The 17,669-nt window shown below is 69.9% G+C and carries 14 protein-coding genes; 7 read left to right on the top strand and 7 right to left on the bottom strand.

Going from position 1 to position 17,669, the window contains the following annotated elements:
* From AC0HS0_RS04015 to AC0HS0_RS04025, 3 genes are all read right to left on the bottom strand, one after another.
* On the bottom strand, positions 1 to 419 hold a 419-nt coding region (locus tag AC0HS0_RS04015), incomplete at its 3' end, for a biotin/lipoyl-containing protein (RefSeq protein ID WP_472961810.1).
* A gap of 66 nt (positions 420 to 485) precedes the next feature.
* The gene (lpdA, locus tag AC0HS0_RS04020) at positions 486 to 1,859 is read right to left on the bottom strand and encodes a dihydrolipoyl dehydrogenase (protein WP_472961811.1); all 1,374 of its coding nucleotides are present in this window, start codon (positions 1,857 to 1,859) and stop codon (positions 486 to 488) included.
* Between the two features lie 105 nt (positions 1,860 to 1,964).
* Entirely contained in the window at positions 1,965 to 3,446 is a 1,482-nt protein-coding gene (locus tag AC0HS0_RS04025) for a leucyl aminopeptidase (RefSeq protein WP_472961813.1), read from the bottom strand.
* 118 nt (positions 3,447 to 3,564) lie between these two features.
* Here AC0HS0_RS04025 and AC0HS0_RS04030 point away from each other — a divergent pair, with 118 nt between their 5' ends.
* The 5 genes from AC0HS0_RS04030 (at position 3,565) to AC0HS0_RS04050 (ending at position 9,384) form a co-directional block, all read left to right on the top strand.
* Positions 3,565 to 4,497: a proteasome assembly chaperone family protein gene (locus AC0HS0_RS04030; RefSeq protein WP_472961814.1), complete on the top strand. Its 933-nt coding sequence runs from the start codon at positions 3,565 to 3,567 to the stop codon at positions 4,495 to 4,497.
* A gap of 58 nt (positions 4,498 to 4,555) precedes the next feature.
* The gene (locus AC0HS0_RS04035; protein ID WP_472961816.1) at positions 4,556 to 5,896 is read left to right on the top strand and encodes an MFS transporter; all 1,341 of its coding nucleotides are present in this window, start codon (positions 4,556 to 4,558) and stop codon (positions 5,894 to 5,896) included.
* A 179-nt stretch (positions 5,897 to 6,075) separates the two neighbouring features.
* The gene (locus tag AC0HS0_RS04040; RefSeq protein WP_472961818.1) at positions 6,076 to 7,395 is read left to right on the top strand and encodes an RNA polymerase sigma factor; all 1,320 of its coding nucleotides are present in this window, start codon (positions 6,076 to 6,078) and stop codon (positions 7,393 to 7,395) included.
* Position 7,396: 1 nt separating this feature from the next.
* Positions 7,397 to 8,671 (top strand): MurT ligase domain-containing protein, encoded by a 1,275-nt coding sequence (locus tag AC0HS0_RS04045; protein WP_472961820.1) that lies wholly within the window; start codon positions 7,397 to 7,399, stop codon positions 8,669 to 8,671.
* A complete protein-coding gene (locus tag AC0HS0_RS04050) occupies positions 8,668 to 9,384 on the top strand; it encodes a type 1 glutamine amidotransferase (RefSeq protein WP_472961822.1) in 717 nt (238 codons plus the stop codon). Before AC0HS0_RS04045 ends, AC0HS0_RS04050 begins: the two co-directional genes overlap by 4 nt.
* 16 nt (positions 9,385 to 9,400) lie before the next feature.
* Here the strand turns inward: AC0HS0_RS04050 and alr are convergent, their stop codons facing one another.
* From alr to AC0HS0_RS04065, 3 genes are all read right to left on the bottom strand, one after another.
* Positions 9,401 to 10,477, bottom strand: coding sequence for an alanine racemase (gene alr / locus AC0HS0_RS04055; RefSeq protein WP_472961823.1), 1,077 nt, complete (start codon positions 10,475 to 10,477; stop codon positions 9,401 to 9,403).
* 37 nt (positions 10,478 to 10,514) lie between these two features.
* On the bottom strand, positions 10,515 to 11,225 hold the full coding sequence (locus AC0HS0_RS04060) for an alanine racemase (protein ID WP_472961824.1): 711 nt from the start codon (positions 11,223 to 11,225) through the stop codon (positions 10,515 to 10,517).
* 66 nt (positions 11,226 to 11,291) lie between these two features.
* Positions 11,292 to 11,528 carry a DUF7455 domain-containing protein gene (locus AC0HS0_RS04065; RefSeq protein ID WP_055915732.1) on the bottom strand — a complete coding sequence of 79 codons (237 nt, stop codon included), beginning with the start codon at positions 11,526 to 11,528 and terminating at the stop codon, positions 11,292 to 11,294.
* 225 nt (positions 11,529 to 11,753) lie between these two features.
* On the opposite strand from AC0HS0_RS04065, the gene AC0HS0_RS04070 reads away from it, so the two are divergent.
* Positions 11,754 to 13,838 carry a DNA gyrase/topoisomerase IV subunit B gene (locus AC0HS0_RS04070; RefSeq protein WP_472961825.1) on the top strand — a complete coding sequence of 695 codons (2,085 nt, stop codon included), beginning with the start codon at positions 11,754 to 11,756 and terminating at the stop codon, positions 13,836 to 13,838.
* Positions 13,839 to 13,973: 135 nt separating this feature from the next.
* Here the strand turns inward: AC0HS0_RS04070 and AC0HS0_RS04075 are convergent, their stop codons facing one another.
* Positions 13,974 to 16,445 (bottom strand): DNA gyrase/topoisomerase IV subunit A, encoded by a 2,472-nt coding sequence (locus AC0HS0_RS04075; protein ID WP_472961827.1) that lies wholly within the window; start codon positions 16,443 to 16,445, stop codon positions 13,974 to 13,976.
* Between the two features lie 78 nt (positions 16,446 to 16,523).
* On the opposite strand from AC0HS0_RS04075, the gene AC0HS0_RS04080 reads away from it, so the two are divergent.
* Positions 16,524 to 17,657: an alkaline phosphatase family protein gene (locus tag AC0HS0_RS04080; protein ID WP_472961829.1), complete on the top strand. Its 1,134-nt coding sequence runs from the start codon at positions 16,524 to 16,526 to the stop codon at positions 17,655 to 17,657.
* Positions 17,658 to 17,669 lie beyond the last annotated feature (12 nt).

Genomic DNA, 17,669 nt, shown 5'->3' on the forward strand with positions numbered 1-17,669 from the left:
GACGCGGGAGCAGCCTCCTGTGCGGGAGCAGCCTCCTGTGCGGGAGCAGCCTCCTGTGCGGGAGCAGCCTCCTGTGCCGGGGCGGCGGCCTCTGCGGGTGCGGCCTCCTGCGCGGGAGCGGCGGCCTCGGCCGGGGCTGCTTCAGCAGCCGGTGCGGCTTCGGGGGCCGAGCCGGCGCCGGAGCCGTCGCCGATCGTCACGAGCGCGGTGCCCACCTCGACGGTCTCGTCCTCCTGCACCAGGATCGCCTCGATGACGCCCGCGATGGGCGAGGGGATCTCGGTGTCGACCTTGTCGGTCGAGACTTCGAGCAAGGGCTCGTCGACCTCGACACGGTCGCCAACGTTCTTCAGCCAGCGGGTGACCGTGCCTTCCGTGACACTCTCGCCGAGTGCCGGGAGGCTGACGGATTCGCTCATGAGCTTCTCTCCTTCAAAACCTGATCGTTCAGTAGCTTATTGCAGCCGCTTGCGCGGCGGACGTCTTCAGAGGGTGTGCAGCGGCTTGCCCGCGAGGTACAGGAATGCCTCGCCCAGCGACTCGTTCTGCGTCGGGTGCGCGTGGACGAACGGGGCGATGTCCTCCGGGTACGCCTCCCAGTTCACGACCAGCTGCGCCTCGCCGATGAGCTCGCCGACGCGCGCGCCGATCATGTGTACGCCGACGACGGGGCCCTCGTTGACGCGCACGACCTTGACCGAGCCGCTGGTGCCGATGATCTCGCTCTTGCCGTTGCCGGCCAGGCTGTAGTCATAGCTCGTGACCGAGTCGGTGCCGTACTGCTCGACCGCCTTGGCCTCGGTGAGGCCGATGGAGGCGACCTCCGGGTCGCAGTAGGTGACCTTGGGGATGTTGACGTCGGGGACGACGATCGGGTTGAGGCCCGCGATCTCCTCGGCCACGAAGATGCCCTGCTGGAAGCCGCGGTGCGCGAGCTGCAGGCCGGGGACGATGTCGCCGACGGCGTAGACGCCGGGGATGTTGGTCTGGAGGCGCTCGTCGGTGATGACGAAGCCGCGGTCGAGTGTGACGCCGACCTCGTCGTAGCCCATGCCCTGTGTGAGCGGGCCGCGGCCGACGGCGACGAGCAGGAGCTCGGCCTCGACGCTGCTGCCGTCTTCGAGCGAGACGACGACGCCGTTCTCGTTCTGGGTCACGCCGGAGAAGCGGACGCCGAGACGGTAGTCGATGCCGCGGCGGCGGAACGCGCGCTCGAGCGACTTGCTGATCGCCTCGTCCTCGTTGGGGACCAGGTGCGGCAGAGCCTCGATGATGGTCACCTCGGCGCCGAAGGACTTCCAGACGCTGGCGAACTCGACGCCGATCACGCCGCCGCCGAGCACGGCGACCTTCTTGGGCACGAAGTCGAGCTCGAGAGCCTGCTCGCTCGTGATCACGCGGCCGCCGATCTCGAGGCCCGGAAGGCTGCGCGAGTAGGAGCCGGTGGCGAGGATGACGTTCTTGCCGACGATGGTGTCGTCGCCGACCTGCACGGTGGTCGGGGAGGTGAGGCGGCCCTCACCCTCGATGACGGTGATGCCGCGGGCCTTCACCAGGCCCTGAAGGCCCTTGTACTTCTTGGCGATGATGCCCTGGCGGTACTCGGTCACGCCGTTGATGTCGACGCCCTGCAGCTGGGTGATGATGCCGTACTTCGCCGACTCGCGCGAGTAGTCCGCGACCTCGGCCGCGTGAAGCAGCGCCTTGGTGGGGATGCAGCCGCGGTGCAGGCAGGTGCCGCCGACCTTGTCCTTCTCGATCATGCCGACGGTGAAACCGAGTTCGGCCGCACGCAGCGCTGCTGCGTAGCCTCCACTCCCACCGCCGAGCACCACAATGTCAAAGTTCTGCTCAGACACCCAGCTACTCCCTCGCGTGCATCAGGATTCGTGACACGATCCTGCCCCGAGGGGTGGCTCGAGGCAGGTTTGCATGGGCAGGATTTTCCCGCCCATACGACCCTACTACCTCTGGGAAAAGTCCTCGGCCAAACGGATGAGCGCACGTACGCTCACGGCGGACGGTCCCTTGCCGGTGAATCCGTACGGCGCCGACGGTCCCTTGGCCGGGCCGGCGATGTCGAGGTGCGCCCACGGGATGCGCGGGGCGTCCTCCTCGTCGCCGGTGCGGCCGATGAACTCCTGCAGGAACACGCCGGCCAGCAGCATCCCGCCGGCGGTGACGCCCGGGTTGGCGTTGGCGATGTCGGCGACGTCGGAGTTGATGGTCGCGCGCAGCTCGCTCGCGAGCGGCATCGGCCAGAGCAGCTCGCCGGAGGCCTTGGCGGCGGCGAGGACGTCGCCCACCAGGTCGTCGCTGCCCATCACGGCCGCGTAGCGGGTGCCCAGCGCGACCATTGCGGCGCCGGTGAGCGTTGCGACGTCGACGATCGCGTCGGGGTGCTCCTCGCCGGCGGCGACGAGACCGTCCGCGAGCACGAGCCGGCCTTCGGCGTCGGTGTTGAGCACCTCGACGGTGCGGCCCCCACGGATGCGCAGCACGTCGTTGGGCCGGATCGCCGATCCGGAGGGCATGTTCTCGGCGAGGCAGAGCCACGCGGTGACGTGCACGGGCAGCGCCAGTCGCGCGGCAGCGAGGGCGACGGCCAGCACCGTGGCGGCGCCGGTCATGTCGTACTTCATCCCGACCATGCCGGAGGCCGGCTTGAGCGAGAGGCCGCCCGAGTCGAACGTGATGCCCTTGCCGACCAGCGCGAGGTGCTTCGCGGCGCCGGCCGGCGCATAGTCGACCTTCACCAGCCGCGGCGGACGCGTCGACCCCTGGCCGACGCCCAGGATGCCGCCGAACCCTTCGGCGGCGAGGCGGCGCTCGTCCCAGACCTCGACCGTGACGGGAAGACCCTCCACGGCCTCCTCGACCCGGGCGGCGAAGGACGCGGGGTAGAGGTCGAGCGGGGGAGTGTTGACCAGGTCCTTGACGAGGGAGGCGGCGCCCGACACCGCTCGGGCGCGGGCGACGAGCGCGTCACCGTCGCTGGACGACCCGATCGCCTCGATCGTCTCGACCGGCGCCTTCACCCCCGCGCGGCTCGCCGTGCGGTACTCGGTGAAGGCGTAGGCGCCGAGCGCCGCGCCTTCGAGCACCGCGCCGAGTTGGGCGTCGTCGGCGGTCGGGAGGTCGAGGGCGACGTGACCGACGCCTGCGAGCTGCCGGATCGCCGTTCCCGCCGCATACCGGAGGGCGTCCTCGTCGACCGGCTCGGGGAGGCCGACGACCGCGAGTCCGGGACCTCCCGCGACGCCCGGGAGGCGCACCAGCTCGTCCTTTCCTCCGCCGAAGCCGACCCCGGCCAGTTCGCCGGCGAGCCCGTCTCGTGCGCCCGGGGAGACCACGGTGACGCCGTCGGAACCGGTGCGCGCCGCGAGGACCAGGACGGCGGCGTCGGATGAGGGAGCAGACGAGAGGCGCAGTGAGGGAGCGGTCATGTCTCGACATTAGCCGTTGCCGACCATGTCCTCACGGATGCCGCCTGTTCGCTGTGGGCGTGCTGCGAGGGGGTCCGGCCGCAGGGTCCGGGCAGGGAGCTCGGCCTAGAGTTGAGATATGCGAGACCCCCGCGAACTGTACGAGCTGAACCCGGCACTGGAGGTGCCGGAGGGCCTTCCGCTGATCGCGGGGCTCACCGGGTTCGCCGACGCCGGCTCCGGGGTCAGCCAGCTGGGAACGTATCTGCTCGGCACGCTCGACAGCGAGATCGTCGCGACCTTCGACGCCGACATCCTCCTCGACTATCGCGCGCGTCGACCGATCATCTACTTCGATCAGGACCACCTCGCCGACTACCAGCCGTCGACGCTGCGCCTGCACCTCGTCTACGACGAGCTCCGCCAGCCGTTCCTCTTCCTCTCGGGATTCGAGCCCGACTTCCGCTGGGAGGCGTTCACGGACGCGGTCCTCGGCCTCATCGACCGCTTCAAGGTCAAGAGCGTGACCTGGGTTCACGCCATTCCGATGCCGGTGCCGCACACGCGCCCGATCGGCGTGACCGTCAGCGGCAACCGCAGCGACCTGATCGAGGCCATGTCGATCTGGAAGCCGCAGACCCAGGTGCCGGGCAATGCCCTCCACCTCCTCGAGTTCCGGCTGCAGCAGCTGTCCTACCCGATCGCAGGGTTCGTCCTCCTGATCCCGCACTACTTGGCCGACACCGAGTACCCTGCTGCCGCGATCGCCGGGCTCGAGAGCATCAGCGCCGCGACCGGGCTCATCTTCCCCACCGACCGCCTCCGTGAAGAGGACCGGGAGTTCGTCGCGAACATCGACGAGCAGGTCGCAGGCAACGCCGAGCTCGGCAAGCTGGTCGGCACGCTGGAGGAGCGACACGACAGCTACATGGAGGACACCCAGCTGCGCTCGCCGCTCACCGACCGCGACGGGGAGCTGCCGAGCGCCGACGAGATCGCCGCCGAGTTGGAGAACTTCCTCGCCTTCCGCCGCCATGGCGACGACGAGAACCCGCGCGGCGACCGCCACTGATACTCTGCGACCCACCTCCGGTGAGGGGGGAGCGTCGGCCCGGGCATAGGATCGTGGGGTGAATTCGCGGCGGTCCTGGGTCATCTTCGGGATCGGGGTGTTCGCGTATCTCGTCGCCGTCATGCAGCGCACGAGCATCGGAGTGGCCGGCGTCGCGGCCACCGAGCGGTTCCACGTCTCGGCCGCCGTACTCTCATCGCTCGCCGTCGTGCAGCTCATCGTGTACGCGGCCATGCAGGTGCCCGTCGGCGTCCTCATCGACCGGGTGGGCTCCCGTGCGCTCATGATCGCCGGCACCGCCCTGATGGTGGTCGGTCAGGTCACCGTCGCCTTCGCACCGACCATCACGCTGGCGATCGTCGGCCGCATCCTCGTCGGGGCGGGCGACGCCACGGTCTTCACGTCCTTGATGCGGCTGGTGAACTCCTGGTTCCGCGGCAAGCTGGTCCCTCAGCTCTCACAGTGGATCGGCAACATCGGCCAGCTCGGCCAGGTGCTGTCCGCCGTCCCCTTCGCCCTCCTGCTGCACCTGTCGGGCTGGACGACCGCGTTCTTGAGCGCGGCGTCGCTGTCGGTCGTCGCCCTCATCGGCATCCTCGCCGCCATTCGCGACCGGCCGGCGGGATCGAGCGAGGGGCCGCGCCCCGCGACCTGGCCGGAGTCGATCCGGCAGCTGCGCATCAGCCTCGCGCGGCCCGGCACCCAGCTCGGCTTCTGGTCGCACTTCACGACCCAGTCCTCCGGCACCGTCTTCAGCCTGATGTGGGGACTGCCGTTCATGGTGTTCGCACTGGGCATCGACCCGGCGGAGGCCAGCGGCCTCCTCATCGTGGCGGTCGCTGCCGGACTGATCGCCGGACCGATCCTCGGGCTGCTGACCGCGCGCTTCCCGCTGCGGCGCAGCAATCTGGTACTCGGGATCGTCGCGATGATGGGCCTGGTGTGGGCTGTGGTGCTGCTGTGGCCGGGAACGCCTCCGCTCTGGCTGCTGATCCTGCTGCTGGTGGCGATCGGGATCGGCGGACCCGGCTCGCTGATCGGCTTCGACTTCGCGCGCACGTCGAACCCGCTGCACAGTCTCGGTTCCGCCAACGGCATCGTGAACGTGGGCGGGTTCCTCGCCAGCTTCGTGATGATGTTCCTCATCGGCGTCGCTCTCGACGCCCAGAACACCGCCCACACCACCGCGGGGCTGTATGCGCTCGACTCCTTCCGCTGGGCATTCGCCGTGCAGTACGTGATCGTCGGGATCGGCGCGGTCTTCCTGGTGCGGGCACGCCGCCGCACCCGTCGGCGGCTGGCGGAGGACGAGGGAATAGAAGTAGGGCCTCTGTGGGTTGCACTCGTAGACGTTTGGCGGAGGCGAAGTGGTCGGGAGCCTGGCGATAACGTGCAATAATTGATACCTGGACCCGTTCATGTCCTGGGGTCGGAGCGCTTGATGGCGCCCGTCGCATTACACCCAGTACTTGACATGGGTCTTAGTAATGTCCGCACGCGACCTCAGTCCGGCGCCCGGTCGGCGCACCACAGCCCTCCGCCCGGTATGAAAGCCAGCTTTGTATGAAAGGTAGGCACATGGCAACCCGTGCAGCTACGAAGGCCCGCGAGGCCGACAGCGTAGAAGAAATCGACGAGGTCGCCGCGGCTGAGGGGACCGCGACGAAGAAGCCTGCGGCCAAGAAGGCCGCCAAAGCGCCCGCGAAGAAGGCGACCACCAAGAAGGCCGCCAAGGGCGACGACGACGAAGAGCTCGACGACGACGCCGAGGTCCAGATCGACGAGGACGACGCCGCCGAGAGTGACGACGCCGCGGACTCCGAGGAGACCGAAGGCGACGAGGGCGACGACTCCGAGGAGTCCGGCCCCAAGGGCGAGAGCGCGGCCGTGCAGGCCGCTGCCGACGCCCCGCTGCCCACCGACGCCCTCGTGCTCCGCGCGGTCGACGAGGACGACGACGTCCCGGTCTACTCGACGACGATCACCGGCGCGACGGCCGACCCGGTCAAGGACTACCTGAAGCAGATCGGCAAGGTCCCGCTGCTGAACGCCGCAGAGGAGGTCGAGCTCGCGATGCGTATCGAGGCCGGCCTGTTCGCGGAGGACAAGCTTGCGAACACGCCGAACATGCCCAAGGAGCTCGAGCGCGAGCTGCGCTGGGTCGCCCGCGACGGCCAGCGCGCCAAGAGCCACCTGCTCGGCGCGAACCTGCGCCTCGTGGTCAGCCTCGCCAAGCGCTACACCGGCCGCGGCATGCAGTTCCTCGACCTCATTCAGGAAGGCAACCTGGGCCTGATCCGTGCCGTCGAGAAGTTCGACTACACCAAGGGCTTCAAGTTCTCGACCTACGCCACCTGGTGGATCCGTCAGGCGATCACGCGCGCGATGGCCGACCAGGCCCGCACCATCCGCATCCCGGTGCACATGGTGGAGGTCATCAACAAGCTGGCGCGCGTGCAGCGCCAGATGCTGCAGGACCTGGGCCGCGAGCCCACCCCGGAAGAGCTGTCGAAGGAACTCGACATGACCCCGGAGAAGGTCATCGAGGTCCAGAAGTACGGTCGCGAGCCCATTTCGCTGCACACGCCGCTCGGTGAGGACGGCGACAGCGAGTTCGGCGACCTGATCGAGGACACCGAGGCGGTCGTCCCGGCCGACGCGGTCGGCTTCACCATGCTGCAGAAGCAGCTGGAGAGCCTCCTCGACTCCCTGTCCGAGCGCGAGGCGGGCGTGATCCGCATGCGCTTCGGCCTGGGCGACGGTATGCCGAAGACGCTCGACCAGATAGGCGACACCTTCGGCGTGACGCGTGAGCGCATCCGTCAGATCGAGTCGAAGACGATGGCGAAGCTCCGCCACCCGTCCCGCTCGCAGTCGCTGCGCGACTACCTCGAGTAAGGTGCGCTACCGACTGGCGGTCATCGCCGGCCGCCTCGCCCGCCGGCTTCTGCGCCTGCGGGGAGGCGGCTCTGCGGTGCCGGGGCGTGTCGCGCTCGCGATCGCGCCGAAGTTCCTCGAGCGCGCGGTCAGCCGCCTCCCGCTCGGCGTGGTCTTCGTCTCCGGGTCGAACGGAAAGTCGACCACGACGAACATGCTCACGGCGATCCTGCGTGAGCACGGGCTGAACGTCTTCACGAACCCGTCCGGAGGCAATCTCCCGCAGGGCATCGCCTCCGCCCTGCTGGCGGACGTGCCGCTCGACGGGTACGTGCGCGGCGACGTCGGCGTCATCGAGGTCGACGAGGCGTACGGTGTCGACCTGGCGACGGTGCTCAAGCCGCGCGGCTCTCTGCTGCTCAACGTGCAGATCGACCAGCTCAACCGGTTCTTCGAGCCCACCCGCGTGATCGGGATGCTCCGCACCATCGCGGAGCGATCGGGCGAGTTCGTCGTGGTGAACGCCGACGACGACAGTCTCGCGCGGATCGGGGCGGAGCTCGCGGCCGAGGAGCGGGACGTCACGACGTTCGCGGTCGCTCCCGCGATCATCGAGTCCTCTCCGAACGGCCTCGCCAACGTCACGGACTTCTCCGGTGCGGCGGCGGGAGCATTGCCGGTGCCGGCGGTGTTCGTCAGCAAGCTGGAGACCCAGAGCGCGCAGCTGACCATCGGCGGCGAGTCCGTCCGCATCGGTCTCCCTGCGCGCGGTCTCCACTACGCGGTCGACGCGGCCGGGGCGACGGCGACGGCCCGCCGGGTCCTGGGCGATGACTTCCGCCCGGAGGCCGTGGTCGCGGCGATGAGTTCGCTCCGCACGGTCTACGGTCGCGGTGAGACACTGCGGGTGGGCGACGAGGACATCGAGATCATCATGATGAAGAACCCGCCGAGCCTGCAGCTCAACCTCGACTACCTGAGCCACAGTCCCGAGCAGGTGTTCGTCTCCGTCGACGAGGGCACGCCCGACCCGTCCTGGGTGTACGACATCGACCTCTCCAAGCTGGAGCACGTCGACATCGTGTCGGGCACGAAAGCCTGGCAGTTCGCCACCCGATTCGCCTACGCCGGCATTGAGGTCGACCAGGTGATGCCCGAGCTCAGGCCGGCCCTGCAGGCGTTCCTCGCCCTGCCGAAGCCCGCGCGCGGCACCAAGACGATGATCGTGAATTACGAGCAGATGATGGCGATCCGCAAGCAGCTGGGCTTCCTCGACCTGGAAGGCGGAGCCGCATGACCGTTCTGCGCATCCTCCACCTCTACCCGCGCGAGCTCGGGATCAACGGCGACGCCGGCAACGTTCTCGCGCTGGCCGAGCGCGCCCGCTGGCGCGGCGTGGACGCCGAGGTCGTGTCGCACGCGCCGGGCGGCGAGCTGCCGACCAGCGTCGACATCGTGCACATCGGCTCCGGGCCGCTCTCGTCGCAGCGCGCCGTCGCCGGCGACGTCGCGCGCATCGCTCCTCAGCTGCGGCAGTGGCGGGATGCGGGCGTTCCGATCCTCGCGATCGCCGGCGGCTGGCAGTTGCTCGGCACCGAGATCGAGACACCGGAGGGCGAGACCATCGCGGGCGCGGGCGTCTTTCCCACGCGGGCAGCGCTGGGATCGCGTCGTCACGTGGCCGAGGTCGTCGTCAAGACGCGCGACGGCCTCACCCTCGCCGGGTTCGAGAACCACTCCGCGACGACGAAGCTGGACGGCGGCGAGCCGCTCGGCGACGTCGTGAGCGGCTTCGGCAACGGCGACCGCACCGAGGGCGTCGTCGTCGGCAGCGCGATCGGGACGCACCTGCACGGTCCCGTGCTGCCGATGAACCCCGCACTGGCCGACCGCCTGCTGCAGATGGCGCTGCGCGGCGAACTGCCGCCGGTCACGCAGACCGAGCGCGTCGACCGCTACGCGACCAACGCGCGCCGGGCGATCGCCGAGCGCCTCAGCGTCGCGCTCTGACACCCCTCGGCGGTCGTCAGTTCACGTAGACGCGGGGGACGCGCGAGCCGACGCCGGTGACCATCTCGTCGGCGATGGTCTCGGCCCAGTCGGCGTACTTCTCCGCGGTGACGTCACCGGAACGACCGGTTCCGAACAACACGGCTGTGTCGCCCACGTTCACCCGGGCGGAGCGGGCGTCGACGATCATCGAGTCGACCTCCACGTCGATCACGGGGCAGCGGTGGCCGCCCAGCAGGACCGAGGTCTTGGCGATGCCGAGCGTCGGCACCCCGTCGCCGAAACCGATCGCCAGTCGCGCCCGGGTCGTGCCGCCGACATGCACCTCGGTGACCGGAGCCTCGAGGCGCATCACGGGCTCCAGTCCCAGTTCGGCGCCCGCGGTGTCGTCGAACGGCGAGAAACCGTAGGCGGCGATGCCGAACCGCACGAGGTCGAAGCGCGCCTCCGGCATGCGGATGCCCGCCGAGCTCGCCGCCAGATGCAACACCTCGAACCGGGCGCCACGCTGCTCCGCCTCGGCGACGGCGCTGCGGAACTCCACGAGTGCAGCCTCGTCGTCGGCGATGGAGGCGTCGGCCAGATGCGACCACGCGGCACGGATCCGCACGATCCCGCGACGCTCCAGGTCGAGGGCGGCGTCGATCAGGTGCGGCCACTCCTCGCGGGTGGCGCCGTTGCGGCTGAGTCCGGTGTCGACCTTGAGGTGCACCACCGCCGGCCTGTCGGCGCCGGCCTCCGCGATCGCCTCCAGCTGCCAGATCGCGGAGATGCCGAGTTCGATGTCTGCCTCGATCGCAGTGCGCCAGTCGGTGTCGTGGCCGTGCAGCCACGCGAGCAGCGGCACGGTGACACCCGCGCTGCGCAGCACGAGCCCCGCCGACACCTCCAGCACCGCAAGGGAGGTCGCGCCGGCCTCCAGCCCGGCCTCCGCGATCGGGATCAGCCCGTGGCCGTATGCGTCGGCCTTCACGGCGAGCATGGTCTGCGCCGGGGCGATCAGGCTGGTCAGGTGCGCCACGTTGCGGCGGAGGGCCGCCAGATCGATGACCGCGCGGGGGAGCGGTTCGGCGATCGCGTCCACGATGGTCATGCGCTCGCGCTCCTCAATCTGTCGTCGTCTTCGCCGGTCACGGCGCGTAGACCCGTTCGATGCGCCGGCCCAGCCGGCTCGTGATGACCGGCGCGGCGACTCCGAGCGCGGCCTCCCAGTCGGCCGCAGAGGGCTCGCCCCGCGCCGGGTCGCCGAAGAGGACGACCGGGTCACCGGGTGCTGCGCCGGCGTCGCCGATGTCGACGACGAACTGGTCCATCGCGATGCGGCCCGTGATGCGCCCCGTCGTCTCGCCGACAAGCACGGGCGCCTTGTTCGACGCGACCCGCAGGATGCCGTCGGCGTAGCCGAGTGCGACCAGCACGAGCGTGCTCGGCCGCTCGGTGCGGTAGGTGTAGCCGTACGACACGCCACGGTCGGCGCCCACGCGCTTGACGGCGATGATCTCGCCGGTCAGCCGGAGGGCGGCCGCCGTCGGCCGGGAGCCGTCGAGACCGAGGAGCTCGGGCCCGAGCAGGTTCTCCGGGCCGCGGGCGTGCCGCCCGGCAGGATATCCGACGTGGGCGGGGACGGGGATGCCCTCATCGGCCAAGGCCGAAGCGTCCTCCACCCGGGAGACGAGAAAACCGCCGACCCCCGCGTCCGTCAGCGCACGTGCCACGGGGATGAGTCCGTGGCCGTACGCGTCGGCGCGGAGGTCGGCGGTGCAGTCGGGGAGGGGTGCGTTGGCCGCCTCCGAAGCGTTCGAGCGGATGGCGTCGAGGTCGACGAATGCGCGTCTGCGCACGCCGGTGGCTCCTGCCATCGCCCGATCAGCTCCGTCTCGAGGCTCGCCTGCGTTCCCGCGGCAGACCTAGGCGCGCTGCTCTTCGAAGAGACGCGCGGTCTCGTCGTGCCAGCTGTGCGCGATCTGCGAGAGCTTCTCCTGGTGCTTCTTGCCGTGGTGGGCGCAGAAGAGGAGTTCGCCGTTGTTGACGACGACGCGGATGTACGCCTGAGCGCCACAGCTGTCGCAGCGGTCCGCGGCCGTCAGTTGCGGCCCCGACTCGAGCTCGTCAACCGCACCGTTCTCCGAGGTGATAGTAGACATGTGATGCTCCTTTCCGTCGCAACCGGTGAACTCGGTATCTCTATAGAACCACGTAAACCCGGCTGCAAGGCGCGTATTGGCTGCTATTTCGCTCAACGCGTAGCCTCCGGCCTCGCGGGTGTCGATCGTGGGTTCACCCGGCGCAACGCTTACTCTGGAGGATGCACAGCGCCTGCGATCCATAACGGGCGCGCACGGAACATGCACGGAACACAAGGAGCGCTCGTGGCCAGCTCGGACTATTCGGCGAGACACCTCTCGGTGCTCGAGGGCCTGGAAGCGGTGCGCAAGCGCCCCGGCATGTACATCGGCTCCACCGACTCGCGCGGCCTCATGCACTGCCTCTGGGAGATCATCGACAACTCCGTCGACGAGGCGCTGGCCGGGCACGGCGAGGCGATCGAGGTCATCCTCCACCCGGACGACAGCGTCGAAGTGCGCGACAGCGCGCGCGGCATCCCCGTCGACGTCGAGCCCAAGACCGGCCTGACCGGCGTGGAGGTCGTGTTCACCAAGCTGCACGCCGGCGGCAAGTTCGGCACCGGGTCGTACGCGGCATCCGGCGGCCTCCACGGCGTCGGCGCGTCTGTCGTCAACGCGCTGTCCGAGCGGCTCGACGTGGAGGTCGACCGCGACGGCAAGACCTGGGCGATGTCCTTCCACCGCGGCGAGCCCGGCGTGTTCGCCGACGGCTCCGCCGCGCCGAGCCCCGACGCCACTTTCTCGCCGTTCGTGAGCGGCAGCGAGCTGCGCGTCGCCGGCAAGGTCGCCAAGGGGGTGACCGGCACGCGCATCCGCTACTGGGCCGACCGCCAGGTCTTCACGAAGGGCGCGGAGTTCTCGGTCGACGACCTGATCGGCCGCGCGCGGCAGACCGCTTTCCTGGTGCCGGGCCTCGCCATCACCATCGACGACAAGCGCTCGCCCGAGGGGGAGCGGACCACCTTCAGCTACGACGGCGGTATCTCGGAGTTCGTGGACTTCCTCGCTCCCGACAGCCCGATCACCGAGACCTGGCGGCTCACCGGCGAGGGCCACTTCACCGAGACGGTGCCGGTGCTGTCCGACAGCGGAGCGATGGTGCCGACCGAGCTCAAGCGCGAATGCCAGGTCGACATCGCGCTGCGCTGGGGGACGGGCTACGACACCGTGATGCGGTCCTTCGTCAACATCATCGCGACGCCGAAGGGCGGCAGCCACCAGACCGGTTTCGACCAGGGCCTCCTGAAGTTCCTGCGCCAGCAGGTGGAGCAGAACGCACGTCGCCTCAAGGCGGGCACGGACAAGCTCGAGAAGGACGACGTGATGGCCGGCCTCACCGCGGTGCTCACGGTGCGCCTCCCCGAGCCGCAGTTCGAGGGCCAGACCAAGGAGGTGCTCGGCACCCCGGCGGTGCGGACCATCGTCGCCAACGTGATCCAGAAGACTCTCGCCGAGCGCTTCTCGTCGTCGAAGCGCGACGACAAGACGCAGTCGGCGCTGGTGCTCGACAAGGTCGTCGCCGAGATGAAGTCGCGGATCTCCGCGCGGGCGCACAAGGAGACGCAGCGTCGCAAGAACGCACTGGAGACCTCCTCGCTCCCCGCGAAGCTCGTCGATTGCCGATCGAGCGACGTCGCCAACAGCGAGCTGTTCATCGTGGAGGGCGACTCGGCGCTCGGCACCGCGCGTCGCGCCCGCGACAGCGAGTACCAGGCGCTGCTGCCCATCCGCGGCAAGATCCTCAACGTGCAGAAGGCCTCGGTGTCCGACATGCTGTCGAACGCCGAGTGCGCGGCGATCATCCAGGTGATCGGTGCGGGCTCCGGCCGGTCGTTCGAGCTGGGCTCCGCCCGCTACGGCAAGGTCATCATCATGTCGGACGCCGACGTCGACGGGGCGCACATCCGTACCCTGCTGCTGACGCTGTTCTTCCGGTACATGCGCCCGATGATCGAGGAGGGGCGCGTGTTCGCGGCCGTGCCTCCACTTCACCGCGTGATCGTGGTGAACCCGGGGTCGAAGCCCAACGAGACGATCTACACCTACTCGGAGGCCGAGCTGCAGGCGGTGCTCGCAGACCTGAAGAAGCGCGGCAAGAAGTACCAGGAGCCGATCCAGCGCTACAAGGGCCTCGGTGAGATGGACGCGGACCAGTTGGCGACGACGACCATGGACCGCACGCACCGGACACTGCGCCGCGTGCGGGTCTCGGACGCGGAGGCCGCGAACCGGGTGTTCGAGCTGCTGATGGGCAACGACGTGGCTCCGCGCAAGGAGTTCATCATCGCGGGGGCCGACGACCTCAGCCGCGCCCGCATCGACGCGTAGCCGGTAACGGAGGAGGTCCGCTCCCTCATCCCACCGGAGAGCCGGTAACGGAGGAGATTCCGGCCAGATCTGGCTCGATCTCCTCCGTTAGCTGGAGGCGCGCCGGGTAGACGGCCGGAAGTCCTCCGTCTGCGGCTAGGCCAGGCGACGGCCGATGGAGCCCACGACCATGTCGAGAGGCGTGCCGGAGCCGTCGCGGCGGGCACCGCCCTCGGGAAGCACACGCGCCGCGCCGTCGGGTCCGACCGCGAGCGCCGGGGAGGCTCCCACCCAGGCGAGCGAGAGCTCGGTCTCACCCTTGAGGAAACGTTGCGAACGCACACCGCCGGTGGCTCGGCCCTTGGCCGGGAACTCGCCGAAATCGCTCACCTTGCCGCTGCCCGGGTCGGCGCCGGGCAGGGTCTGGTCGCTGACGGCGATCGTGACGACCTCCGCCTGGTCGCGCTCCGCGGCCTCCACCGCTCCGAAGAACACCACGCGCGCGTCGGCGGCGAGATTGATACCCGCCATGCCGCCCGCCGAACGGCCCTGCGGGCGGACCGACTTCGCGCCGAACCGAAGCAGTTGCGAGTCGCTCGCCACGAACACGAGCTCGGCGTCGTCGGAGGTCTGCACGGCGCCGACCACGGCGTCGCCGGCCTTCAGCGTGATGACCTCGAAGTCCGGCTTGTTGGCCCAGTCGCCCGGGGTGACGCGCTTGACGACGCCCTGCAGGGTGCCGAGCGCGATCGGCAGCGGCGACTCGAGCGAGACGACCGCGAGCACGCGCTCCTTGCGGTCGGCCAGAGCGAGGTAGTCGGCCACCTTGACCCCGGCCCCGAGCTGCACCGAGTTGAGCGGTGCGGCAGGGAGATCGACCGGAGAGAACCGGATGAGGCGGCCGCGGTCGGTGATCGCGCCGATCTCACTACGGCTCGTGGTGTCGAGCCGGGAGAGGATCGCGTCGTGCTTGCTGCGGCGCGCGGGAGGCTGGATGCGGTCCAGCCCCTCGCCCTCGGCGCCGGCGTCGACGCGGAGGATGCGACCCGTGGTCGACAGGTACACGCGGCAGGGGACGTCCGCGACCTCCAGCTGGACGGTCATGGCCTTGCTGCGGGAGCCGGCCCCGGCGATCGACGGCTTGGCCTCGGTGAGCAGTGTGCGGCGCGGGGTGCCGAACTTCGCGGCGACCTGCTCCAGCTCGTCGCCCACGAGCGCGTCGATGCGCGCACGGCTGGCGAGGAGCTCCTCCAGCTCTGCGATCTCGGCCTGCAACTGGTCGCGCTCGGTCTCGAGCTCGATGCGCGAGAACCGCGTCAGTCGGCGCAGGCGCAGCTCGAGGATGTAGTCGGCCTGCAGGGTGCTCAGGTCGAAGACCTGCTGCAGGCGGGTGCGCGCGGCGTCGGTGTCGTCGGAGGTGCGGATGACCTGGATGACCTCGTCGATGTCGAGGATCGCGACGAGGAGTCCCTCGACCAGGTGCAGGCGTTCCTTACGCCGGGCCAGCCGGAACTCCGAGCGCCGGGTGACGACACGGATGCGGTGGTCGAGGTAGACGCGCAGCAGCTCACGCAGGCCCAGGGTCTGCGGGCCGCCGGCGACGAGGGCGACGTTGTTGATCGCGAAGCCCTCTTCGAGCGGTGTGTGACGGTACAGCTGCTCGAGCACGGCCTCCGGGCTGAAGCCGGTCTTGATGCCGATGACGAGACGGAGGCCGTGCTGCCGGTCGGACAGGTCGGTGACGTCGGAGATGCCGTTCAGCTTCTTGGCGTTGACACCGTCTTTGATCTTCTCGATGACCTTCTCGGGGCCGACCATGTACGGCAGCTCGGTGACCACCAGGCCGCTCTTGCGGGCGGTGATCGACTCGACGGACACCTTGGCGCGCATCCGGAAGCTGCCCCGACCGGTGGCGTAGGCGTCGCGCACGCCGGCGAGTCCGGCGATGGTGCCGCCGCTCGGGAGGTCGGGGCCGGGGACGTAGTCCATCAGCTCGTCGAGCGTCGCCTCCGGGTTGGCCAGCAGGTGCCGCGCGGCGCCGACGACCTCCACGAGGTTGTGCGGGGCCATGTTGGTGGCCATGCCGACCGCGATACCGCTCGCGCCGTTGACGAGGAGGTTCGGGAAGGCCGCAGGCAGCACGTCCGGCTGCAGCAGCTGGTTGTCGTAATTGGGGACGAAGTCGACGACGTCCTCGTCGAGATCCTCTGTCAGCGCGAGCGCGGCGGCGGCGAGCCGGGCCTCCGTGTAGCGGGCGGCCGCGGGGCCGTCGTCGAGCGAGCCGAAGTTGCCGTGGCCGTCGACCAGCGGGACGCGAAGTGTGAAGTCTTGCGCCATGCGCACCAGGGCGTCGTAGATGGCGCTGTCGCCGTGCGGGTGCAGCTTTCCCATCACCTCGCCGGTGACGCGCGCGGACTTCACGTGACCGCGGTCGGGCCGCAGGCCCATCTCGGTCATCATGTAGAGGATGCGGCGCTGCACGGGCTTCAGACCGTCCCGGGCGTCGGGGAGGGCGCGCGAGTAGATGACCGAGTACGCGTACTCGAGGAACGACCCCTGCATCTCCGTCGTGACGTCGACGTCTTCGATGCGTTCTGTAGTCCGGGCCTGATCGTCTGCTGGTGTCATTCGTGCATTCGGTGGTGGGGCGGCAGGAGGCGCGGGTTCGACGGCTCCCGTCCGTCCAGCTGTGACAGACTGGGCCGGATGCCCCCCATGCTACCGGCCGCGTTCACCACCCCGGCGAGCCTCGCCACGGTTCTGCCGAGTTGCCTCGCAGCGGTGCAGGGGCAGCAGAACGCGCTCGGGCTCCGCCCTCTGCAGCACGTGGTCGTGGTCGTGGTCGACGGCCTCGGCGCCGCCGCTCTGCGGGCCCGCGAGGGCCACGCGCGCACTCTGGCCCCGCGCCTCGGCAAGGCGACCACGATCGACGCGGGGTTCCCCACCACGACGGCCGCCGCGCTCGCGACGCTCACGACCGGCACGACGCCCGGAGAGCACGGCCTCGTCGGCTACCGGGTACGCGACGACGCGGGGCGGCTCACGAACCAGCTGAACGGCTGGGACGAGCGGATGGACCCGGCCACCTGGCAGCGCTCGCAGACGGTGTTCGAGAAGGCATCGGCCGAGGGGGTCGCCGCTTATGCGGTCGGGGTGCCGGCCTACGCCGACTCCGGATTCACCCACGCCGTCCTCCGCGGGGCCGAGTTCATCGCCGGCCGCACGATGGCCGACCGGTTCGACGCCGTGCGGGCGATCCTCCGCACACCGGATCCCGGGCTCACCTACCTCTATGTCGCGGAGCTCGACCAGGCGGCTCACGCGCGCGGTTGGGAGTCGCCGCGCTGGACTGCGGAGCTCGAGACGCTCGATGGCCTGGTCGCCCAGCTGGCGGCCTCCCTCGGCCCGGCCCACGGCGTGCTGGTGACGGCCGACCACGGGATCGTCGATGTCCCGGAGAGCGGACACGTGCTCTACGACACGGCGCCGGAGCTGCTGGAAGGCGTCGACGAGATCGCCGGCGAACCGCGACTGCTGCACCTCTATATCGGCGACGGCACGACCGCCGAGGAGGTCGCCGCCCGCTGGAATGCGGTCGAGGGCGGCCGGTCGTGGATCGCGACGCGCGACGAGGCGATCGCGGCCGGCTGGTTCGGACCGTCGGTCGACCCGGAGGTGGCGCCCCGGATCGGGGACGTGCTCGTCGCCGCCCGCAAGCGCATCGCCTACTACGACTCGCGCGACCCGCAACGCACCGGGCGCAGCATGATCGGGCAGCACGGCTCGCTCACGGTGGAGGAGACGCGCGTCCCGCTGCTGCGGTTCGGCGCGGCGGCCTGACCCGCAGCGGCA

This window comes from Leifsonia sp. PARNA 1/14 (assembly GCF_055720965.1).